Here is a 22,526-nt window from a genome sequence, read left to right as displayed (position 1 = left end):
TTAAAATTGTTAATAAAATGTTAAATTTTATCCGTTTTTCTTTAAACATCTGCTTTTCCCTATCTTTGAGTACATCCCCAAAATTAGAGTAAATATCATGAAAAAAATGATTTGTATTACTAGTTTAGCGCTAATTACATCATGTCAAAGTGTTTCCAAAGTTCAAGAAAAACCTTTCGTTTGGGAAGGAGCCAATTTGTATTTTTTGTTGACGGATCGTTTCAAAAATGGCGATACGTCTAATGATGTCCAATTTGGAAGAACGGAAAAGGCATCGAAACTTCGTGGTTTCGAAGGTGGTGATTTGCGTGGCGTGATTCAAAAAGTGGAGAATAATTACTTTTCTGATTTGGGTGTCAATGCGATTTGGATGACACCTTTGGTGGAGCAAATTCACGGTTATACAGACGAAGGAACGGGAAAGACCTACGGTTTTCATGGGTATTGGGCAAAAGATTGGACGTCTCTTGATCCGAATTTTGGGACTAAAAAAGAGTTGAAAGAATTGGTTTCTAAAGCGCATGCAAGGGGAATTCGAGTTGTTTTGGATGTGGTAATTAATCACACTGGACCAGTGACTTCGCAAGACCCGAAATATCCGAATGATTGGGTGCGTACTTCTCCGCAATGTACGTACAGTGGCTTTGAAACGACGACAGCTTGTACATTGGTTGCCAATTTACCCGATATTTTAACGGAAGATGATAAAGAAGTCCAAATTCCGCAATTTTTGTTGGATAAATGGAAGCAAGAAGGGCGTTTGCAAAAAGAATTGAAATCGTTGGATGCTTTTTTTGCGAAATATCAGTTTCCACGAGCTTCCAAGTATTATATCATGAAGTGGTTGGCGGATTATATTACCGAATTTGGAGTTGATGGTTTCCGAGTTGATACCGTAAAACACGTACATGAACAAGTTTGGAAAGATTTTCAGAAAGTTTGTGACGATGCTTTTGCAGAATATAAGGCTAAAAATCCAAGTTCATTTCAGAAAAATCAACCGTTTTTTATGGTTGGTGAAGTTTATGGATACGGGATTTCTCAAAAGAAATTGTATGATTTTGGCGATAAGAAGGTGAATTATTTTGACAATGGATTTACGAGTTTAATCAATTTTGATTTTAAAGGTGATGCTAATAAATCGTATGAAGATTTGTTTTCATCGTATTCGAATATTCTAAATTCAGATTTGAAAGGTGTAAGTGTAATGAATTACGTTTCGTCACATGATGATGGTTCGCCGTTTGACAAAGAGCGAAAGCGAACGATAGAGTCTGGAACCAAATTGTTACTTACGCCGGGAGTTTCGCAAATTTATTATGGCGATGAATCGGCGAGATCGTTGATTATTGATGGAACGGAAGGTGATGCGACTTTGCGAAGTAACATGAATTGGGATGAAATCAAATCCAATGCAGAAACGAAAAAAGTTTTAGAACATTGGCAGAAATTAGGGCAATTTAGAGCAAGTCATCCTGCTGTGGGTGCTGGAGTTCATCAAATGATTTCAAGAGATCCTTATGTATTTTTCAGAAGCTATCAGAATGATCGAGTAGTTATAGGTTTGGATCTACCAAAAGGTAAGAAAACGATTGGTTTTGTGTATAATGGAACAATGAAAAATGGTGGCGAATTCGAAGCCTATGTTTTCAAAAACGGGACAAAACTTAGAGACGCTTATTCTGGGAAAACCGTTGTAGTAAAAGACCTTGCGGTAGAACTCGATACAGAGTTTTCAATTGTCCTTTTAGAAGAAGTAAAATAAGAGTTAGAAATGAAAAAAATAGTAGCAGTTTTCGTCTTGTTTTTTGCGTTGAATCTTCAAGCGCAGAAAATTCCCGCTGTAATGAAAACGGAGTTCACAGCGAAAGCGTTAACTCAAAAGCTTTTAAATCAAGATGGAAAAAAGCTTTCTGTAAAAGAGATTTTCGCCAAGCATCCCAAGAAAATCATTCTCATTGATTTTTGGGCGAGTTGGTGTCGCGATTGTATATTGGCGCTTCCAAAAACGAAAGAACTTTTGGAGTGTTTTCCGAATATGGATGTCGTTTATTTTTCCGTAGATCGTTCTGAAGAGCAATGGAAAAAGGGTTTGGAGAAATATGGAATTTCTGATAAAGAGAATTATTTTTTCGAAGAAGGTTGGAAGAACGAATTTACCAATATGATTGATCTCAATTGGGTTCCGCGTTTTATTTTGGTCGATTCAACAGGAAAAATTGCTCATTATTATGCAACTTCGCCATCAGATGAAGCTTTGATTAAATCAATCGAAGAACTTCTTAAATAACCGATTAATAATAATTGGTATTGTTCATAATGCTGTCGTAGTTGGACTTTGCAAGAAGTTTTGCATCAACGTACGTGTTCAGATTTTCCTCAGCTAATTTTAAATTATGTTCCAAGGTTTGTTCAAAGAAGAACGTTTTTTCTTCTTGGTTTTTCAATGTAAGTTGAATCTGATTATCAATTCCTTTTCCGACAAAACCTCGAAAATCACCTTTAATATCATTACCAATAAAACGAATTTTTTCAAGACTATTTAACGGGAAAACTTCGTCGTTGTAGGCGATTGAATCCGAGTTTAAAACTAAATGACCGGTGTACTTACTTATTTTTTTTCCTTTCAACAAAACGTACGTAAAGGCCCTCAGAACTTGGACAAACAACAAAAGCATGATAAGTCCTCCGATTATGGCTTTAATATCGTCTTCCAAACGGAAAAACGGCGGAAGAAAAAGAACAATTGTTGAAATGATAATGCCGACAATTAATAAAATCGTTGCATATTTTATGATTGTGAATGCTTTTGAAGTTTTTTTTACGGGTTGTAATGCCCTGAAAGCGATTTCCATTTTAGTTGATAGCGTTATTGATGAATTGATTAAAAGGTTGTGCAACTTCGAAAAGTTCGCTCACAAAGGTAGCCGAATCTTTTGAAAAAACCTGCGCATCAGAAAGTTTGTGTAAAACGAGAACGTTTTTCAGTTTCAAATACTCAATCATCGGATTTTCCTTATCGAAACCTTGCGGAGGGTTTTTCAATTTGTCTTCTTGATGCAATTCCGGATAGAACTTCTGAAAGTTTTTTGAATGAATAATATCCAAAAACTCTTTTCTAAACGTAGAAATTTCACTTCGAATCTTTTTTAAATTTGAGGAATCAGGTTGATACAAGCCAGCTCCAACAAAAGATTTTCCAGGTTCAATGTGAATGTAATAACCTGCGTTTTGACTTCCTTTTCCGATGCCTAAACTAATTCCGAAATTGGTTTTGTAAGGGGTTTTGTCTTTTGAAAAACGGGTGTCTCTATAAATTCGAAACAACGCTTTTTTGACGTCCGTTTTCACAATTTCTTCATCGTACGCAGCCATTTTTTGCAAGACCGATTCTACAAATTCAATGACGTTACTTTGCGCTTCGAGATAATACGATTTATTTTCTTGGAACCAATCTCTGTTGTTGTTTTTTTGTAAATCCGTTAAAAATTGAAAAGTTTGTTGCAAGCTCATTTTCGTATGTTTTATACAAATATACAGTAGAAATGTATTTGATTAGGCTATTTGAGTATTAAAAATTTATCAAAATTTACATCTTTTTTTTATGCTTTTTGCAATGGTTTTTTCAAAACTATTAGAAAGATAATTGAAAATAATTGATTTTTAAATTTTTTTCGTATCTTTGCCCCCGAATTATAGACGATCTTTTACATGAATTTATTTACGGAGTCCAATTTGAGTCCTGAGATCCTTCAGGCTATTGGCGACCTCGGCTATGAACAGCCGACAGAAATCCAGAAACAGACTATTCCTTTCATCCTTTCGGATGTTCGCGATTTAATCGCACTTGCGGCAACAGGAACAGGCAAAACAGCAGCATTTTCGCTTCCGATTCTGGATATGATAGACGACACAAGTCGTAAAATCCAGTTATTAGTGCTTTGTCCAACGCGAGAACTTTGTTTACAGATCACCAAAGACATTAAGAACTACACAAAATACCTTCCTAACATTAAAACCACAGCGGTTTATGGTGGAAGTAGCATTTCCGAGCAAATACGCTCTCTACGTGAAAAACCACAAATTATTGTGGGAACTCCCGGAAGAGTTATCGATTTGATCGGTAGAAAGGCATTAGATTTTTCTAATATCCAATGGATGGTATTAGACGAAGCTGATGAGATGCTTTCTATGGGTTTCAAAGATGATTTGGAAACCATTTTGTCTGAAACACCAGATACGAAACAAACATTTTTGTTCTCGGCAACGATGAACAAAGAAGTTGAGCGTATCTCTAAGAATTATTTAACGAATCCGCACAAGATTTCAGTAGGTTCTATTAACGCCGTTAAGAAAAACATTACGCACGAATATTATGTGGTAGGATACAGACAGAAAAAAGAAGCTTTGAAGCGTTTGATCGATGCAAATCCGAATCAATATTCAATTCTTTTCTGTAGAACAAGAGCGGAAACTCAGGAAGTTGCTGATTTCTTAATGCAAAACGGATATGCTGCTGATGCTTTGCACGGTGACTTATCTCAAGCACAAAGAGATACGGTAATGAAGAAATTCCGTTTGAAAAACATCGATATTTTGGTTGCAACGGACGTTGCAGCTAGAGGTTTGGATGTGGATTCTCTTACTCACGTTATTCACTTCTCATTGCCAGATGATCCAGAAGTTTTCGTTCACCGTAGTGGTAGAACGGGACGTGCAGGAAAAGACGGTATTTCTATGGCATTGATTAAGCCAGAAGAAACGAGAAAGTTGAAGCAAATTAAGTCTCAAACAAAAATTGAAATTACAGAAAAACAAGTTCCTAAAGGTGACGAAATCATCAAGGCGCAAGTTTCTGGAGTTTTCGAAAAATTGTTAACGGAGCATGAAAATATTTTTGAGATTGACCAAGCGTTAATCCCAGATCTTAGCAACTTCACAAAAGAAGAATTGGTAAACCAATTATTGCAGTTCCAGTTGAAAGATTTAATCTTGTTTTACCAAGATCGTAATGACCTTGCTTCTCAAAAACTATATCGTGAAGAAGATACATCATCTTCAAGAAGAGATAGAAGAAGAGATGATCGTTACGGGAAAGATCGCGATAACCGCGACAGAAACTTCAAAGATCGTGACCGTGGAGGGAAGAAAAAGAGAAACAACGAAAACATGGTTCGTTTCTTCTTTAATCTAGGAAAAAGAGATCAGTTGAAAAAAGTAGATATGTTGGATATCATTAACAAAGCAACAGCGAAATCTAAGAAAAGAGCTGATATTGGTGATATCGAAATTTTAGACAAATTTACTTTCTTCGAAGTAGATAAAAATTACAAAAACGAAATTATGAGCAGCCTTCCAATGATGAAGTTCAAAGGGAAAGAAATGCGTGCTGAAGTAGCAAACTAAGTTGCGATATTAATTTTTGTTAACATAGAAAAGCAGTCTTTTTAAGGCTGCTTTTTTCGTTTTCGTTTTTTTGAATTGTGTTATCTTTGGCGTTTTATAAATTAATTCTTGTGAAATTTATCCGTTTTATATTGGTCTTTATGGCCGCTAGCATCAGTGCTCAAACTGATTTTAAAGAACATGCTTCCAATTTTAATATGGTTTCGTTAACGTACAAACATAACAGCAAATGGTCTGCTTATGTTGAAGTTCAAACGCGTTCCATCGAAGATTTTATGTTACCTGATTATTACGAAATCAAAGGTGGACCAACGTATCATATTAACAAAAAGAATGCTGTTTTAGTTGGAGTAGGGCGTTACGGGACGTATAAAGACAGCGATTTTTATCAACGTGAGATTCGTGTGTGGTTGCAGTATGTTTTCAGTCATAACTTAGGAAAAGCGAAGTTTGATCACCGTTTACGTGCGGAAAAGCGATTTTTTAATTTTCCACAAACCGATGAAAATACGAATGACGAGAGATATCGTTACCGTTTGTCATTCACATTGCCTTTGAATAGTGATAAAGTGAAGCCTGGAACCGTTTTCTTAAACGCGTTTGAAGAAGTTTTTGTTGGTCCTAACACAGATACGTTTAAAAGAAACAGACTATTTGGAGGATTTGGATATCAAGTAAACGATTTTATGAATGCCAATATGGGCTATATGTGGCAAAAAGAATTTTCTTCTTTGAAGGGAGATCGTAATTTTCATTTCGCTTATTTCGCACTGAATTTCACACTAGATAGACAAAAATTGTTCGATCACGACGGTAGTGTTCCTGTGGCGGATTAAGGTAATGTTAAGGAAAGTTAACACGTATTTTCCTTTTCAAAACTCGTTTATTCGGATATTTGCACCACGAAATTTAAATTAAAATAAAATGGGAATAGGTAATCTTTTTAAAGCGTTCCAGCCTAAAGACAAAGTATTTTTTGTACTGTTTGATCAAATTGCACAGAATCTAGTAGAAATGTCAAAATTCTTCCACGATGGAATTACAGAATTTGATGTAAATGACGATTCGTTTATGCAGAAAATTAGCGATTTCGAACATAAAAATGATGATTATACGCATCAAGTTTTTGTGGAGCTAGGACAGAATTTTATTACACCATTTGATAGAGAAGATATTTCTCAATTAGCGAGTGGTTTAGATGATATTGCAGATTATCTTTATGCATCTGCAAAATATATTTTCCTTTACAAAACGCCAGAAACAAAAGAATACGCTGAGTTCTCTCACTTAATTCACAAGGCTTGTTTGGAAATTCAAGTTGCTGTTGAAAACTTAAAAGATTTCAAAAATCCAGCAGCGGTAAAAGAATCTTGTATCAAGATTAATTCATTCGAAAATTTAGCAGACGACGTTCAGAGTAAGGCTTTAATGAGACTTTTCGAAACGAACGATCCTATCCGTATTATTAAAGTACAATCTGTATTAAACTATCTAGAAGAAGTAACTGATAAGGCAGAAGATGTTGCCAACATTATGGAGAACATCATCATTAAATACGCATAATTATCTCTAAAAATATATATCAGAAATGGACTTACCAATTTTATTGATAATTATTATTGTACTGGCGTTAGTTTTCGATTATATCAACGGTTTTCACGATGCGGCAAACTCTATTGCAACCATCGTTTCAACTAAAGTTTTATCTCCTTTTCAAGCAGTTCTTTGGGCTGCGGTATGGAACTTCGCTGCATTTTTCCTTGCAGCATACATTCTTCCAGGAGGTTTTAAAATCGGAAACACCATCGCCAAAACCGTAAACGAAAATTTTATTACTCTTGAAGTAATTTTCTCAGGACTTATCGCGGCTATCGCGTGGAACTTATTTACTTGGTGGTTTGGGATTCCTTCATCATCATCACATACATTGATTGGAGGTTTCTTAGGAGCAGCGCTTACACACGCCTTGGTTTTAGACTATCAAGATGTACTTGCAGCGCAACCACATTTAGGAACTTGGGATACATTGGTTGCCGCTCTCAAGCAGCTCACGACACAAAGTGTGGTGAAGTTTGATAAGGTAATACCTATCTTCCTCTTTATCTTCTTAGCGCCGATTATCGGTATGATTATCTCGATTATTATCACGATTATTATTGTGAATTTGTATAAAAGATCGAATCCTCATAAGGCAGATAAAGCATTCAAGAGAATGCAGTTGGTATCATCCGCATTGTTTAGTATTGGACATGGTTTGAATGATGCTCAGAAAGTAATGGGTATTATTGGTGCAGCCGTTATTTACTATCATGTAAACATGATTAGCGATGCGCAATATATCGACTTACCATCAGCGGAACGTTTTAATTACTTTACAGAACACTATTTATGGGTTCCACTAGTTTCGTTCATCGCAATCGCTTTAGGTACGATGAGTGGAGGTTGGAAGATTATTAAAACAATGGGTACTAAAATTACAAAAGTATCTCCACTAGAAGGTGTAAGTGCAGAAACTGCAGGTGCATTAACATTATTCATCACAGATCATTTTGGTATTCCAGTTTCTACAACGCATACCATTACCGGTTCCATTATCGGGGTTGGATTGACGAAACGTGTTTCCGCAGTACGTTGGGGAGTTACCGTAAGCTTATTATGGGCTTGGATTTTAACTATTCCAATTTCAGCGCTAATTGCAGGAATCTGTTATCTTATTACATTAGCTTTCTAAAACCTCGTTTTTAGAATCGAATAAATAAAAAACTTTGCCCCAAAAGGCAAAGTTTTTATTTTATTTACGCAGTAAAATTGCGTATTTTTGCCTTTCACAATAGTAAATTATGGAATTTTTAGATCGTTATCAAGAACTTATTGCAAATGCAATAGACAGGTACATGTTCAAGGATAAACCGAAAGAACTGTACGAGCCTATGAACTATATTATCTCGCACGGTGGTAAAAGACTGCGACCAATTATGGTGCTTATGGCAAACGACCTTTTTGGTGGTGATCTTAAAAAAGCGGTGAAACCTGCTTTGGCTATTGAATATTTCCACAATTTCACGTTGATTCATGACGATATTATGGACGATGCGCCTTTACGTCGTAATGTACCTACAATACATACCGTTCATGGTTTGAACACCGCAATTCTATCTGGAGATGGACTTTTGTTGAAAGCGTATAAGTTTTTTGATGATTTGGAGCCCGAATTGTACAAAGCGTGTGTTCGTGTGTTTACGCATACAGGTTTGCTTTTGTGCGAAGGACAACAATACGATATCAATTTCGAAACGCAAGAAGATGTAACCTACGATGATTATATTCGTATGATTACGTATAAAACTGGGTTACTAAGTGCTTCTTCGTTTGAAATAGGAGCTTTAATTGCGGGTGCTAAATTTGAAGATGCAAAAGCTATTTTCAACTTTGGAAAACATGTCGGAATCGCATTCCAAATTATGGATGATTACTTAGATGTTTTTGGAGATCAAGCGTCGTTTGGGAAAAAACATGCAGGTGATATCTTCGAAAATAAGAAGACGGTTTTATATCTTTTGGCTCGTGAGCACGCTTCGCCTGAAGAGTTGAAGGAGTTGGATTATTGGTACACGAAGAAAACGGATAACGTGGATAAGATTTACGGTGTTGAAAAGATTTTCCGTAGAACTAAAGTTGATGAAATGGCACTTCGTTTAATTCAAAAACACAACGAAATTGCTCAAGAATATTTGAATAAAATAGACGCTCCAGAAGAGAAAAAACGTCCTTTTATCGAGTTAGCAAATTACTTGTTAAGAAGAGAAAGTTAATAGTAAACTAAAAATAAAAAATCCTCCAATTTGAACCTTGAAAAATCTGTTTAAATTGGAGTTTTGTTTTTCTTATGAAATTTAGAACGGAAGTAGATATTGCCGATTCTCCTTTGAAAATCGGGATGGAAGATAAAATCTTTACGATGGGATCTTGTTTTGCAACAGAAATGGCTCAGCTTTTTTCAGACGGACAATTGCAAACCTTGAACAATCCTTTTGGGACGATTTTTAATCCGTTTTCCATCCGTGTTGCTTTGCAACGCCTTCACGATGCATACGTATATCGAGAAGAGGATTTGATTTCCTATAACGACGAATTTATTTCGTTGGAGCATCATTCGAGTTTTAATTCCAATTATCTGCATAAATCGTTGGAAAAAATCAATACGAGTGCCCAAGAAGGAAATCAGTTTTTGCAAGAATCCAATTGGATTATCATTACGTATGGAACGGCTTTTGTGTACGAGTTTTTGCCCAAAAATGTTGGTGTAGCCAATTGTCATAAAATTCCTCAAAAGTTCTTTAATAAGCGTTTACTGACGCATCAAGAGTTGGTGGAAAATATTGAAGAAACAATTTTGTCGTTGAAAGATATTTGTCCAGATGAAGTTCAGATTCTATTTAGTGTTTCTCCAGTTCGTCACACCAAAGATGGAATGGTAGAAAATACGCGAAGCAAAGCTTTGCTGATTTCGGCTTTACACGATGCGATTTCCGATTTAGATTATTGTCATTATTTGCCTATTTATGAGATTTTGATGGATGATTTACGTGATTATCGTTTTTATAAAGATGATATGATTCATCCGAATTCGCAGGCGGTAAATTATGTTTTTGAAAAGTTTTCAAAGTCGTATTTTGCGGAAGAAACAAAAGTATTTGTTGCAGAAAATTTTAAAATCTATCAAGGTTTGAATCATCGAACTCATGATCCATCAAATCCAAAGTTTATTGCTTTTCAGGAGCAGATTCAAGAAAAAATAAAGCTTCAACAAGCGAAAGTTAAACATTCAATTTTTAAACATGGAAATCAATTATAAAATTTCTTCGAATCTGATTTTAGTTTCGACTTTACTAATGATTATTTCTTTTTTCACGGATTCCCTATTGCTTCGTGATGGAATTGCATATGCAATTTTTATAGGAATGATTGTGATATTTTTGATGTTAGCTTTTTTAGTCCGAAAGCAAATTCCTTGGATGAAATACGTTTTGCTACTCTTTTTTGGTTTGGGAAGTCTTGGGATTTTCGCTGATTTGTCCGGATTTATGATGCAAGATTATAATCAAATTATTGTAGGAGTTGTACAAACTATTCTTCAATTTGCATCTGTGATACTATTATTTATTAAACCTTTAAAGAAAAGTAATTCATGATTGATACCCATACGCACTTATATTCAACCGAATTTGATGAGGATAGAACAGAGATGATTCAACGTGCTTTGGATAAAGGTGTGGAGCGATTTTATCTTCCTGCAATTGATTCGGAAACCCATGAAAATATGTTGAAGTTGGAAGCCGATTATCCTGATCAGATTTTCAGTATGATGGGTTTGCATCCTTGTTCTGTGAAACCTGAATCTTGGGAAAATGAATTGGAAATTGTCAAAGACTATTTAGATAAACGTCATTTTGTCGCGATTGGCGAAATTGGAATTGATTTATATTGGGATCAATCGACATTGGATATTCAAATGAAAGCATTTGAACAGCAAATCGATTGGGCTATTGAAATGGATTTACCAATTGTTATTCATACACGATCTAGCTTTGATGAGGTTTTTGAGGTTTTAGATCGTAAAAAACATCCAAAATTGCGAGGGATTTTTCACTGTTTTTCTGGTGATTTAGATCAAGCAAAACGAGCAATCGATTTAGGCTTTATTTTGGGAATTGGTGGAGTTGTGACCTTTAAAAATGGAAAAATTGATCAGTTTCTTTCCGAAATCCCGTTAGATAAGATTGTTTTGGAAACGGATTCTCCTTATTTAGCTCCTGTTCCTTTTCGTGGAAAGCGTAACGAAAGCGCTTATGTCGAACTCGTTGCTGGAAAATTAGTTGATATTTACGGGCTTCCATTTGTGGAAATAGATAGAATTACAACAGAGAATGCGTTGCGAATGTTTGTTAATTAATGAGATAGCAATTATTTAATAGATCATTTTTATCTTATGGATAGTAGTATAAACATTAATCAGAATAATTTTGATTTTATAAGGCTTGTTTTAGCTTTTACAGTTATGGGGCACCATATATGTGTTCTTGTACCTGGCGATGTTTACAGTTCATATCATTTTTTATTTCAGGATTACATTGCAATTCGAGTTTTTTTTATAATTAGTGGCTTTCTAATAGCAAAAAGTCTGTCTTCAAGTTCTTCATTAAAAAATTATTTTATAAAACGGGTAAGAAGGATAGTTCCTGCTTATACATTCGTTATTTTACTTTTTGCCGTTTTACTTTCGTTTTTTAGTTATTTAAGTTTTCAAGAATATTTCACATCAAAACAATTTTGGTATTATTTAGGTGTTAATTTAATCTATCAAAATTATCTTGAGCCTTGTTTGCCAGGCGTTTTTTTTTCACCGAATACAATCTGTACTGTAAACGCTTCACTTTGGACTATTAAAATTGAGGAAGGGTTTTATTTATTGCTACCATTACTAGTATTTATTCAGCAGAAATTATTTAGGAAGAAATGGTTTTTTTATGGTCTAATTTATTTATGCTCTATTATTTTTTCTAATGTTTTAACCAATTTGGGGTATCATAGAATTGCTAAGCAACTTCCAGGTACATTATGCTATTTTGTTGCAGGTATTTTGTGTTTTCATTATTTCAATTGGCTGAAAAGTAAACTCAAATATTTTGTGCTTCCAGCATTACTGGTTTTTCTTTTAGAGTACAATTTATCTATTTTTTTGCTTTTCGGGCCTTTTGCAATGGCAATTGTTGCATTGTTTGTTGCATATAATTTTAAATTTTTAAATCACTTTGGGAAACATGGTGACTTTACATACGGAGTTTATATTTTTCATTTCCCAATTACTCAGATGTTAATTTCAAAAGGATTTCATAATGTTGTCGGTAAATGGGAGTTCTTTTGTATTGTCGTCATGATTTCTTTTGTATGCGCATTTTTCTCATGGAAGTATATTGAATCTCGATTTATATCCCGAACTTTTGTTAATCGAATAAAGTCATTAGATGTATAGTAATTTGATATAATAAATATAAAACAAAAAACGCTCAGAAATTTCTGAGCGTTTTCTATTTAATTTTCGTCCACGACTGGGAAGTTTTAAGGTCTTCAAAAGCGTTGTAAACAGCTTTTAACTTGTCAGAACCATTTTTTCCATAGTCTTGGATTTGTTTCTTGCTTCCATCAGTAAAATCTAAACGAAGATATGACGTTGGTAAGTCAGTTACATTTTTATTTCCGTAGAAATCTTTCAACGATTTTGCATCAAGATCATTTAGTAATACGACCAATTTATCAAAATCCTCTTTCTTAATTGTTGCTGTAAACGTTCCTTCTCTAGGTTTCGAAAAATCATCTTTCGAGTTTCCTTTGGAAAAGTTAAATCGTTCGGCTTCCAAAACGGCTGTTCTATCAGGGTTTATCGTCATTTTATAAATCGGACAAAATCCAAAACATGGTCCCGCTTCATATTCAATTTTAGAAAATTGACTGCTATTTTTTTGTGTTGTACACGAGATCAATAATACAAATGCTAAAAGTGAAAATACATATTTCATAAAATCTTTTTTTAAGTTTTTACAAAAAATGTTCCTTTTACTTTTTTCGGAAGAAATTCTTGTTCTTCGGCTTTTTATAACTGATGCTTTCTTTGGTCTGTTTTGGCTTGGTTGATGCAACGGGTTTATTGTTGCTATCACGCTTCATTTCTACCAAATCGCTAGTGTGATAAGGATGATCTTTTATAACTGGAATTTTTTGACCAATTAATTTTTCTGTCGAACGCAAATTGGCTAAATCCAATCCATCTACAAAAGAAATAGAAGTTCCTTCAGAGCCCGCTCTTCCTGTTCTTCCGATTCGGTGAACATAGGTTTCCGCAACATCTGAAAGTTCAAAATTGATAACGTATTTCAATTCATCAATATCAATTCCACGAGCGGCGATGTCGGTTGCCACCAAAACTCGAGTTTCTTTATTTTTGAAATTATTTAAAGCATTTTGACGAGCATTTTGTGATTTATCACCGTGTATTGCTTGCGCTTTAATATTTGATTTTATTAGCCTTTTCGCAATTTTATCGGCACCATATTTCGTTCTTGAAAATACCAAAACCTGATCCATATCTTGATTTTCAAGAATATGCGCTAACAAATCTAATTTATTATCTTTTTCAACGAAATAGATGCTTTGCTGAATGGTTTGAGCGGTTGACGAAACTGGTGTAACTTCAACTTTAATTGGATTTCTGAGAATATCCGAAGCCAAATTTGCAATTTCCTTCGGCATGGTTGCAGAAAAGAAAAGGTTTTGTCTTTTTTGAGGAAGATGTTTGATAACGCGCTTTACATCATGAACAAATCCCATATCCAGCATTCTATCCGCTTCGTCCAAAACAAAAACTTGTAAATGGTGAAGTTTTACCAAACCTTGATTGATGAAATCCAACAAACGGCCTGGAGTTGCAATGAGAATATCAACGCCTCTTTTCAGTTGTTGTTCTTGTTGATGTTGTTTTACACCGCCAAAGATTACTAAAGTTTTTAGTTTTAAATTTTTGCTGTACGCAACAAAATTTTCTTCAATTTGTATGGCCAACTCACGAGTTGGAGTTAGAATTAAAGCCTTTATTTGACTTTGATGCTGAGTGTTTTCTGAAAGGTTTTGCAGGATAGGAATAGCAAAAGCTGCCGTTTTTCCTGTTCCTGTTTGTGCGCAACCCAAAACATCTTTTTTAGCTAAGATTTGTGGTATTGCTTTTTCCTGAATAGGAGTTGGGTTTTCGTATCCTTGTGCTGTTAAAGCTTCTAAAATGGAGTCCTGAACTCCTAATTCTTTAAAATTCAAATGGTATATTTTTAAAAATAATTTTATCCAGTATTTGGATAACAGAGAAGTGCAAAGATAGCTTTTTATAAGGAAAGTTTTCTGTTCTCATTAAATAGCTAAAAATGGAACTGAGAGTTGAGGAAGTATTCCTGCAAAATAGAATAAAATTTGTTATTTTGTGTCTCCTAATTCATCCAATATAAAAGTATGTATCATTCATTAAAAAAAGCAGTTAAAAGTATTCTTCCTAAGAAATTGCTGTTTAACTACGAGGATGAATTACGAAGAACACTAACTCCTTTCTACAAAGGCGATGATCACGAATGTAATGTTTGTGAAACGAGGTTGAAAAAGTTTGTCACTTTAGAAAATGGAGATAAAATTTGTCCAATTTGTGGGAGTATTTCAAGAACAAGAAGACTTTACAAACTTTTATATGACGAATATTTAAAAGACGGAATGTCCTTTTTGGACTTTTCGCCTTTTCGAATTTTATACAAAAAGTGGAAAAAAAGAAAGGATATTCAGTATTTTTCTTCTGATTTTGCGGATGATTTTTTATCAGATTATCGATTTGATATTACAAATATTGACTCGAATGCCGAGTCGTTTGATTTAATTGTTTGCTATCATATTTTGGAGCATATAATTGATGATGAAAAAGCGATGTCGGAATTGTATCGAGTTCTTAAAGCAAATGGAACTGCTTTAATCCAAACTCCTTTTAAAGAGGGCGATATTTATGAAGATTATTCAATTACGAGTGATAAGGGAAGATTAAAGCATTTTGGGCAAGAAGATCATGTCCGGATTTATTCTATTCTTGGATTAGAAGCAAGATTAAAAGCAGCAGGTTTTCTAGTTGATGTTGTTCGATTTTCTGGTGATTCTTATTTTGGTTTTGCAGAAAACGAAGTGGTCTTAGTTTGTACGAAAAAGTAATATAAATCTATTCTTAAAAAAAGGAAGCACAATACTTGGTATTGCGCTTAGTATTTTGGCTGGATTACGATAGTTTATCCATGAAGATGTTTCCAAATCACGTCTTTAAGCTCCGTTAAGCCTTCTCCAGTAACGCCTGAAAAGAATAAAGGTTGCTTGTTTTCTGGGAATTCAGCAGAAATTTCTGTTTTTAATTCATCATCCAAAAGATCAGATTTTGAGATTGAAATGATAAAATCTTTATCTAAAAGCTCTGGATTGTACTCTTTTAATTCATTTTCCAAAATTTTAAACTCTTGGAAATGATCTTCAGAATCGGCTGGAATCAAAAATAGCAGAATTGAATTTCGCTCAATATGTCTCAAGAAACGATGTCCAAGGCCTTTTCCTTCAGCCGCTCCTTCAATAATACCTGGAATATCTGCCATTACAAAAGACTTGAAGTTTCTGTAATTCACGATTCCAAGATTCGGAGTCAAAGTAGTAAAGGCGTAATTAGCAATTTTTGGTTTTGCAGCAGAAACTGATGCCAGAAGGGTAGATTTTCCTGCATTTGGAAAACCAACTAGACCAACATCCGCTAAAATTTTCAATTCGAAAATAATATAGCCTTCTTCACCAGGAAGTCCTGGCTGTGCATATCTAGGTGTTTGATTGGTTGAAGATTTGAAATGTTCATTTCCTAAACCTCCTTTTCCACCATACATCAGGACGATTTCTTGTCCGTCCTCCATGATTTCGCCCATGATTTCACCGTATTCGTTTTTTGCTATGGTTCCAATGGGAACTTCGATGTATTTATCATCGCCATCAGCTCCTGTAAGCTGATTTTTAGCTCCATTTTGACCTCGGTCGGCTTTAATATGTCGGGTGTATCTCAATGGAAGTAAGGTCCATTCGTGAGAATTTCCTTTCATAATAATATGTCCGCCACGACCACCATCACCACCATCGGGTCCACCTTTGGGAATGTATTTTTCACGGCGAAGATGCGCAGATCCTGCACCTCCGTGACCGGATGTACAATGAATCTTTACATAATCTACAAAGTTGCTCATTTCTTAAATTTGAAATTTGATAAATTTGAAATTTGAGATTAATTTCAAACCTCAAATTCCAACTTAGAAATTATTTTACTTTCTCTACTTCTGCGTAAAGCTTTTGAGAAATTTCATCAATCTCTCCAACACCGTTTATTTCAACGTATTTTCCTTGCTGCTTGTAAAGCTCAGCAACTTCAGCAGTTTTTGTGTAGTATTCTTTAATCCGCGTACGGATGATTTCTTCATTGCTATCGTCTGTTCTTCCACTAGTTTCACCACGTTTTAGTAAACGTTCTACCAAAATTTCATCTTCAACAACTAAGGAAAGACAAACGTCGATTTCATCATTCAAAACTTCTTTAACGATGCTTTCTAAAGCTTCTGTTTGTGCAGCTGTTCTAGGAAAACCATCAAAGATAAATCCTTGTGCATCGGTTGGTTTTTTAACTTCGTCAATCAGCATATCAATTGTTACCTGATCGGGTACTAATTCGCCTTTGTCGATGTAGGATTTGGCCAAAGTTCCCAATTCAGTTGCATTTTTAATGTTGTATCTGAAAAGGTCTCCGGTAGAAACTTGCTTTAGATTAAATTGATTAATCAAATTTTGAGCTTGAGTTCCTTTACCACTTCCTGGAGGGCCGAATAATACGATGTTAATCATTTTTATGTTTTATAAAGATTACTAATCTAGTTAATGAAATATGCTTAATGATTGATTCTTCCTTCTTCTAATTGATACAAATCGGGAAGGTTTCTGCCCAATTCATCATAATCCAAACCATATCCTAATACAAATTTGTTTGGAATTTCCTTTGCGATATAATCAATCTTAAATTCTTTGGTATAAACCTCTGGTTTTAATAGTAGCGTAGCTACTTTTAGAGATTTTGGACGTTGTGTGTTTTTGAAATATTCAAATAAACTTTCGATGGTATTTCCTGTATCAACGATGTCTTCCATTAAAATAATGTGTCGTCCTTCTACTTCTTTGGTAAGTTCCATTTTTTTGTAAACTATACCTGTAGATTGAGTTCCCGAATACGAACTCATTTGGATAAATGCAATCTCACATTTTCCAGGATAGTACTTTAAAAAATCTGAAAAGAACATGATTACACCATTCAAAACTCCGATAAATACAGGGGTTTCGTCTTTATAATCTTCGTAAACTTTTAAGGCTAGATTTTTAATGATTTCCTGAAGCTCTTCATGCTTCAAATAAGGAACGAAATGCTTGTCGTGTACTTGAATACTTTCCATACGATTTTTCAAAGTACAAATTTAGGTATTTCTTATCTCGTATGGAAATTTTCGAGCCTTTTATGCGAATTGACATCCTGATTTTATGGGACGTTTTTAGAATTAAACTTCTACATCTTGCTGATACTAACGATTTTTAGAATTTCTAAAGTCTTTTCTTGTCAAGCATAAATTTTAGGAGTACTTTTGTAGAAATCTAATAAAAAAGTAAATATATATGTCAACTTATGTTGTAGTTGGACTTCAATACGGAGACGAAGGAAAGGGGAAAATTACAGACGTTTTATCGGCAAAATCTGATTATGTTGTGCGTTTCCAAGGTGGAGATAACGCGGGACATACGGTCTATGTTGGTGACGAAAAATTTGTTCTTCACTTGCTTCCATCGGGAGTTTTGCAGTGCAAAGGAAAATGTATTATTGCCAATGGTGTCGTGGTGAATCCTAATGCGTTCATGAAAGAAATTGGCCAGATTGAAAGTAAAGGCTTGAGAACAGATCACGTATTTATCAGCCGTCGTGCGCACGTTATCATGCCATACCATATTCTTCTAGACACGTATCGTGAAGAAGAAACGGGAGGAACTCAGATTGGGACAACCAAAAAAGGAATTGGTCCTTGTTATGAAGATAAAATCGCTCGTGTGGGAATCCGTATGATTGATTTATTGAATCCTGAGGTGCTTCGCGAAAAAATTGAAAAAAATCTGAAAGTAAAAAATGCGCTTTTCGAAAAGTATTTTGAAAAACCCGCATTGAATGTTGACGATATTTATAATGAATATATTGCTATTGGTGAACTTTTGAAAGATCGTATTGTTGATACAGAACTAGAGCTTAACGAAGCAATTCAAGAAGGGAAAAATATCCTTTTCGAAGGAGCGCAAGCTCTTATGTTGGATATTGATTTTGGTACATATCCATATGTAACGTCTTCGTCACCTACAACTGGAGGTGTTTGTACAGGAGCTGGAGTTCCGCCGACAAGTTTGCAAAACTTAATTGGTGTTGCCAAAGCATATTGTACGCGCGTTGGTCATGGTCCCTTTCCGTCAGAATTGGATAATGAATTAGGAGAGCATATCAGACAAGTCGGTAACGAATTTGGTGCAACAACAGGGCGTCCAAGAAGAACAGGGTGGTTAGATTTGGTTTCGTTGAAACATGCTTGTATGATTAACGGAATCAATAATTTGGTGATTACGAAGTTGGATGTTATGACGGGAATCAAGCCATTGAAGATCGTTACGAAATATAAAACGGAAGATGGAAAAATCATTGATTATTTTACATCATCAACAACAAAACTATACAACTACGAACCAATTTATGAAGAGTTAGAAGGTTGGGACGAAGATATTACGAAAGTAAGATCATACGATGAACTTCCAGAAAATGCCAAAAAATACATCGAATTTATCGAGAATTATTTAGGTATTAATGTGTATTTGGTTTCTGTAGGTCCAGAACGAAGTCAGAATATTATTAGAAAAGATTTATTTTAAATAAATCCTTATTCCATAAGTTTTAAAAAGTCTCCTGTTTAGGGGGCTTTTTCTTTTTATTAATATGTATAGGATAATACTTATAATTAAATTCTGAAATATATGAAGATTATGTAAAATTTTGGCAAATAATTTGTAAAGATTAAATCAAAATGAGAAAAGGGTTACCAAACTAATAATATGAATGTTTTTTGAACCAAATGTATAACCTTAATATTTTTATGATGAAAAATCTATTCAAAAAAGAGGACATTCATTTTAATGAAATCCTATTCGAAGGCCGTAACAAGGCCTATGGCGCCTACGATTTACGTATGGAATCGGACAGAATGCTTACACGTGCTTTGTTTGTTGGGTTGGGCTTGTTTGTAGCGGTTGCTGCGACGCCTTTTGTGGTTAATGCTTTAAAGTCAGATGCGGTAATGGCGCCTCCTTCAAAACCGGAAGTTAACATCGACTTAACTCGTATCTATGATGAGGAAGTTGTTGTGCCACCAAAAGAAGTTTTACCAGAAACTCCACAAGTTGTACAATCGAAAGCTAGTGTTTTACCAACTCCAACAAATAATCCACCTGTTGAAAAAACGGTAGGTAAAGTAACGGATCCAGGAATTCAAGGTTTTGAAGAGATCAAAGATGTTCCACCAGAAAGTGTGATTACGCCTCCAAAACCGTTTGTTGCTGATCTGGGAACAGGAAAAGTTGATGTTATTCCTGCTCAGAAGCCCGTGGTAAGTGATGATCCTGTCGTTAATGTCGATGTGGAAGCTGATTTTATGGGTGGTGTTAATTCGTTCCGAAATAAAGTAATGGGGAATTTTGACACCAATCAGTTTGAAGGTTCGGGTGACAAAATGAGTGCGGTAATTACTTTTATTGTAGAGCGTGATGGAAGCATTTCTAGTGTGAAAGCAGCTGGTAAAGATGCGGCTTTTAATAGAGAAGCAGAAAGAACCATTAAAAGTGTAAAAGGAAAATGGACTCCGGCTAAAGTGAAAGGGCAAACCGTTCGTAGTTATTTTAAATTCCCAATTTCGATGATGTTCGAATAAAGAAGGGAATTCAATATATTTTTATCCACAATTTTTTAAAATTGTGGATAATTTTTTTTCTAGATATATCTATGATTCACAATACTTTACCTGTTTTGTAGTTATTAACAATAACCGCTCAAATTAAAAAAATCGTATTTTTGAATTCGAGAAAAAGAAATATGGCAAAAATAATCGGAATTGCAAATCAAAAAGGAGGTGTTGGTAAAACAACCACAGCAGTTAATTTGGCTGCAGCATTGGGGGTTTTAGAAAAGAAAGTCTTGATCATTGATGCGGATCCTCAGGCTAATGCAACTTCAGGTTTGGGGGTGGAAGAAGTGAAATTTTCTACTTATCATTTGTTGGAGCATAGCGTTGATGTACAACAATGTATTCAAAAAACATCGTCTCCAAATTTAGATATTATTCCATCTCATATTGATTTGGTTGCTGCTGAAATTGAATTGGTAGACCGTGATCATCGAGAATATATGTTGAAAAAAGCACTAGAACCTGTTCGCAGTCAATACGATTATGTGGTGATTGATTGCGCACCTAGTTTGGGTTTAATTACGATTAATGCGCTTACAGCGGCAGATTCTGTGATTATTCCGATTCAATGTGAGTATTTTGCATTGGAAGGTTTGGGTAAATTGTTGAACACAATTAAAAACGTTCAGAAAATTCATAATGCCGATTTGGATATTGAAGGTTTGCTTTTAACCATGTTTGATAGCCGTTTGAGATTGTCTAATCAGGTTGTGGAAGAAGTAAATTCGCATTTCCCAGAAATGGTTTTCGAAACAATTATTAGCCGAAATGTACGTTTAAGTGAAGCACCTAGTTTTGGGGAAAGTATTTTAATGTACGATGCCGAAAGTAAAGGAGCGATCCAATATATTCAATTAGCGGAAGAAGTTTTGTTGAAAAACGAAAACAATTCTAAAAATTTAAAATCAGAAAGTATTGAAAGATAAGAAAAGAGCCATGGGTCGGGGTTTGGGAGCAATCCTGAGTTCAGAATCTAAAATTAGCATTAATTCGGCAACAGACGAAGGCGCAGATAAATGGGTGGGGAATATTGTAGAAGTTCCCATTGAAGATATTTATCCCAATGCGACGCAGCCTAGAACCTATTTTGATGAAAAAGCTTTAGCCGATCTAGCGCAATCGATACAAAATTTAGGGATTATCCAGCCGATTACCCTTCGAAAAGACAAAGATAAATTCGAGATTATCTCGGGTGAAAGAAGGTATAGAGCTTCTAAAATTGCGGGTTTAAAGACAATTCCAGCCTACATTCGTTTGGTTAATGACCAAGAATTGTTGGAGATGGCTTTGGTGGAAAATATTCAGCGTGAAGATCTTGATCCGATAGAAATTGCATTAACCTACCAACGTCTTTTAGAGGAAATTGGGATGACGCAAGAAAATTTGAGTGGTCGAATTGGGAAGGAGCGAAGCACGATTACCAACTCGATTCGTTTGTTGAAGTTGAGTCCAGATATTCAAAATGCGGTTCGTAGTTCTGAAATTTCAGCGGGACATGGACGTGCCATTTTGAGTTTGGAAACGGAGGCTTTGCAGATTCAATTATTTCAATTAATCGTTAAAGAAAAATTGAACGTTCGCCAAGCGGAAGCAGCTGCAACAGCTTTGAAAGCGCCTCAGGATAAATCCGTAAAGGCGGGAAAGTCAATTTCTAATTTTCACAAGAAAGTTCAGAAAGATTTGTCAGATATTTTGGATGTTAAAGTGGAAATTAAAACCGCTGCCAACGGAAAAAAAGGAAAAATCGTTTTAGATTTTAAGAACGAAGCAGAATTAGAGCAAATCTTGTCACGAATCAAGAATGAAGAATAAATTTTTTCTTTTGGTGTTCGGCTTTGCAGTTCAAATTGTATTTGGACAAGTAACGCCGGTAGATACTTTAAAAGTTGCGACCCCCGCAACGGTTTCAAGCGACACCATCAAAACAAATACGGATGTTATTCAGGATATCAATACCGTGAATGCACCGATCTCAAAACCTCAATACAGTCCAACAAAAGCCGGACTGTATTCTGCTGTTTTGCCAGGTTTGGGACAATATTACAATAAAAAATATTGGAAAATACCTGTGGTTTGGGGCGGAATCGGAACGGGAGTTGGAATTGCTTTGTGGAATAACAAAAAGTACAACCGGTATCGAAATGCCTTTCTTGCGGAGCTTAATGGACAAACACATGAGTTCTCCGATATTCCAGGAATCAACAAAGAGGTTTTGGGGCGGACGCAAGATAAATTCAAACGTCAACGCGATTATTCTATCGCCATCACCGGTTTGGTGTACGCTTTGAATATCATTGATGCCGTTGTTGATGCACATTTATACGATCAAAAACACGATCCTGATTTGGCGATTAGGCCAACGGTTATTTATGATGAGTTCTCGAATCAGAATGCAAAAGCAGGATTAAGTATCAATTTCAAATTTTAAAATACAAG

General features: G+C 35.1%; 24 protein-coding genes. 17 read left to right on the top strand and 7 right to left on the bottom strand.

Annotated features, from left to right (window positions below; translation table 11 throughout):
* Positions 1-97: 97 nt before the first annotated feature.
* Complete coding sequence (locus AC5XHR_RS03725) at positions 98-1,765, top strand: alpha-amylase family glycosyl hydrolase (RefSeq protein WP_495949433.1); 1,668 nt, start codon at positions 98-100, stop codon at positions 1,763-1,765.
* Between the two features lie 9 nt (positions 1,766-1,774).
* Positions 1,775-2,290 carry a TlpA family protein disulfide reductase gene (locus tag AC5XHR_RS03720; RefSeq protein ID WP_495949432.1) on the top strand — a complete coding sequence of 172 codons (516 nt, stop codon included), beginning with the start codon at positions 1,775-1,777 and terminating at the stop codon, positions 2,288-2,290.
* A 4-nt stretch (positions 2,291-2,294) separates the two neighbouring features.
* Here the strand turns inward: AC5XHR_RS03720 and AC5XHR_RS03715 are convergent, their stop codons facing one another.
* Together AC5XHR_RS03715 and AC5XHR_RS03710 are read right to left on the bottom strand one after the other, a co-directional pair.
* Positions 2,295-2,855 carry a hypothetical protein gene (locus tag AC5XHR_RS03715; protein WP_495949431.1) on the bottom strand — a complete coding sequence of 187 codons (561 nt, stop codon included), beginning with the start codon at positions 2,853-2,855 and terminating at the stop codon, positions 2,295-2,297.
* Position 2,856: 1 nt separating this feature from the next.
* On the bottom strand, positions 2,857-3,513 hold the full coding sequence (locus AC5XHR_RS03710; RefSeq protein ID WP_495949430.1) for a DUF2461 domain-containing protein: 657 nt from the start codon (positions 3,511-3,513) through the stop codon (positions 2,857-2,859).
* Positions 3,514-3,711: 198 nt separating this feature from the next.
* On the opposite strand from AC5XHR_RS03710, the gene AC5XHR_RS03705 reads away from it, so the two are divergent.
* The 9 genes from AC5XHR_RS03705 (at position 3,712) to AC5XHR_RS03665 (ending at position 12,439) form a co-directional block, all read left to right on the top strand.
* Positions 3,712-5,406 carry a DEAD/DEAH box helicase gene (locus AC5XHR_RS03705; protein WP_495949429.1) on the top strand — a complete coding sequence of 565 codons (1,695 nt, stop codon included), beginning with the start codon at positions 3,712-3,714 and terminating at the stop codon, positions 5,404-5,406.
* A 140-nt stretch (positions 5,407-5,546) separates the two neighbouring features.
* Entirely contained in the window at positions 5,547-6,242 is a 696-nt protein-coding gene (locus tag AC5XHR_RS03700) for a DUF2490 domain-containing protein (protein ID WP_495949428.1), read from the top strand.
* An 88-nt stretch (positions 6,243-6,330) separates the two neighbouring features.
* The gene (locus AC5XHR_RS03695; RefSeq protein WP_495949427.1) at positions 6,331-6,969 is read left to right on the top strand and encodes a DUF47 domain-containing protein; all 639 of its coding nucleotides are present in this window, start codon (positions 6,331-6,333) and stop codon (positions 6,967-6,969) included.
* A gap of 25 nt (positions 6,970-6,994) precedes the next feature.
* Entirely contained in the window at positions 6,995-8,137 is a 1,143-nt protein-coding gene (locus tag AC5XHR_RS03690; protein ID WP_495949426.1) for an inorganic phosphate transporter, read from the top strand.
* A gap of 109 nt (positions 8,138-8,246) precedes the next feature.
* Positions 8,247-9,218 (top strand): polyprenyl synthetase family protein, encoded by a 972-nt coding sequence (locus AC5XHR_RS03685; RefSeq protein WP_495949425.1) that lies wholly within the window; start codon positions 8,247-8,249, stop codon positions 9,216-9,218.
* 74 nt (positions 9,219-9,292) lie between these two features.
* A complete protein-coding gene (locus AC5XHR_RS03680; RefSeq protein WP_495949424.1) occupies positions 9,293-10,261 on the top strand; it encodes a GSCFA domain-containing protein in 969 nt (322 codons plus the stop codon).
* Positions 10,245-10,598 (top strand): hypothetical protein, encoded by a 354-nt coding sequence (locus AC5XHR_RS03675; protein WP_495949423.1) that lies wholly within the window; start codon positions 10,245-10,247, stop codon positions 10,596-10,598. Before AC5XHR_RS03680 ends, AC5XHR_RS03675 begins: the two co-directional genes overlap by 17 nt.
* Positions 10,595-11,359: a TatD family hydrolase gene (locus AC5XHR_RS03670; RefSeq protein ID WP_495949422.1), complete on the top strand. Its 765-nt coding sequence runs from the start codon at positions 10,595-10,597 to the stop codon at positions 11,357-11,359. Before AC5XHR_RS03675 ends, AC5XHR_RS03670 begins: the two co-directional genes overlap by 4 nt.
* Before the next feature lie 36 nt (positions 11,360-11,395).
* Entirely contained in the window at positions 11,396-12,439 is a 1,044-nt protein-coding gene (locus AC5XHR_RS03665) for an acyltransferase family protein (protein ID WP_495949421.1), read from the top strand.
* Between the two features lie 55 nt (positions 12,440-12,494).
* Here the strand turns inward: AC5XHR_RS03665 and AC5XHR_RS03660 are convergent, their stop codons facing one another.
* Together AC5XHR_RS03660 and AC5XHR_RS03655 are read right to left on the bottom strand one after the other, a co-directional pair.
* On the bottom strand, positions 12,495-12,983 hold the full coding sequence (locus tag AC5XHR_RS03660) for a DUF6438 domain-containing protein (protein ID WP_495949420.1): 489 nt from the start codon (positions 12,981-12,983) through the stop codon (positions 12,495-12,497).
* 37 nt (positions 12,984-13,020) lie between these two features.
* Positions 13,021-14,271 carry a DEAD/DEAH box helicase gene (locus tag AC5XHR_RS03655; protein WP_495949419.1) on the bottom strand — a complete coding sequence of 417 codons (1,251 nt, stop codon included), beginning with the start codon at positions 14,269-14,271 and terminating at the stop codon, positions 13,021-13,023.
* Positions 14,272-14,460: 189 nt separating this feature from the next.
* On the opposite strand from AC5XHR_RS03655, the gene AC5XHR_RS03650 reads away from it, so the two are divergent.
* Positions 14,461-15,195, top strand: a complete 735-nt coding sequence (locus AC5XHR_RS03650) for a class I SAM-dependent methyltransferase (RefSeq protein WP_495949418.1) — start codon at positions 14,461-14,463, stop codon at positions 15,193-15,195.
* Between the two features lie 74 nt (positions 15,196-15,269).
* On the opposite strand, the gene obgE is transcribed toward AC5XHR_RS03650, so the two are convergent.
* From obgE to AC5XHR_RS03635, 3 genes are all read right to left on the bottom strand, one after another.
* On the bottom strand, positions 15,270-16,253 hold the full coding sequence (gene obgE / locus AC5XHR_RS03645; RefSeq protein ID WP_495949417.1) for a GTPase ObgE: 984 nt from the start codon (positions 16,251-16,253) through the stop codon (positions 15,270-15,272).
* Between the two features lie 70 nt (positions 16,254-16,323).
* A complete protein-coding gene (locus AC5XHR_RS03640; protein WP_495949416.1) occupies positions 16,324-16,902 on the bottom strand; it encodes an adenylate kinase in 579 nt (192 codons plus the stop codon).
* A 44-nt stretch (positions 16,903-16,946) separates the two neighbouring features.
* Positions 16,947-17,501, bottom strand: a complete 555-nt coding sequence (locus tag AC5XHR_RS03635) for a phosphoribosyltransferase (protein WP_495949415.1) — start codon at positions 17,499-17,501, stop codon at positions 16,947-16,949.
* 217 nt (positions 17,502-17,718) lie between these two features.
* Between AC5XHR_RS03635 and AC5XHR_RS03630 the strand changes: the two genes are divergently transcribed.
* From AC5XHR_RS03630 to AC5XHR_RS03610, 5 genes are all read left to right on the top strand, one after another.
* Positions 17,719-19,005: an adenylosuccinate synthase gene (locus AC5XHR_RS03630; RefSeq protein ID WP_495949414.1), complete on the top strand. Its 1,287-nt coding sequence runs from the start codon at positions 17,719-17,721 to the stop codon at positions 19,003-19,005.
* A gap of 221 nt (positions 19,006-19,226) precedes the next feature.
* The gene (locus AC5XHR_RS03625) at positions 19,227-20,057 is read left to right on the top strand and encodes an energy transducer TonB (protein WP_495949413.1); all 831 of its coding nucleotides are present in this window, start codon (positions 19,227-19,229) and stop codon (positions 20,055-20,057) included.
* A gap of 161 nt (positions 20,058-20,218) precedes the next feature.
* Positions 20,219-21,016: a ParA family protein gene (locus AC5XHR_RS03620; protein ID WP_495949412.1), complete on the top strand. Its 798-nt coding sequence runs from the start codon at positions 20,219-20,221 to the stop codon at positions 21,014-21,016.
* Positions 21,006-21,902 (top strand): ParB/RepB/Spo0J family partition protein, encoded by an 897-nt coding sequence (locus AC5XHR_RS03615; RefSeq protein ID WP_495949411.1) that lies wholly within the window; start codon positions 21,006-21,008, stop codon positions 21,900-21,902. Before AC5XHR_RS03620 ends, AC5XHR_RS03615 begins: the two co-directional genes overlap by 11 nt.
* Positions 21,892-22,518 (top strand): DUF5683 domain-containing protein, encoded by a 627-nt coding sequence (locus AC5XHR_RS03610; protein WP_495949410.1) that lies wholly within the window; start codon positions 21,892-21,894, stop codon positions 22,516-22,518. Before AC5XHR_RS03615 ends, AC5XHR_RS03610 begins: the two co-directional genes overlap by 11 nt.
* The last annotated feature ends 8 nt before the right edge of the window (positions 22,519-22,526 follow it).

This window comes from Kaistella sp. CFF1-2, assembly GCF_059509915.1.
The sequence above is the reverse complement of the archived record's forward strand: the minus strand, read 5'-3'. Positions and strand labels throughout refer to the sequence as shown.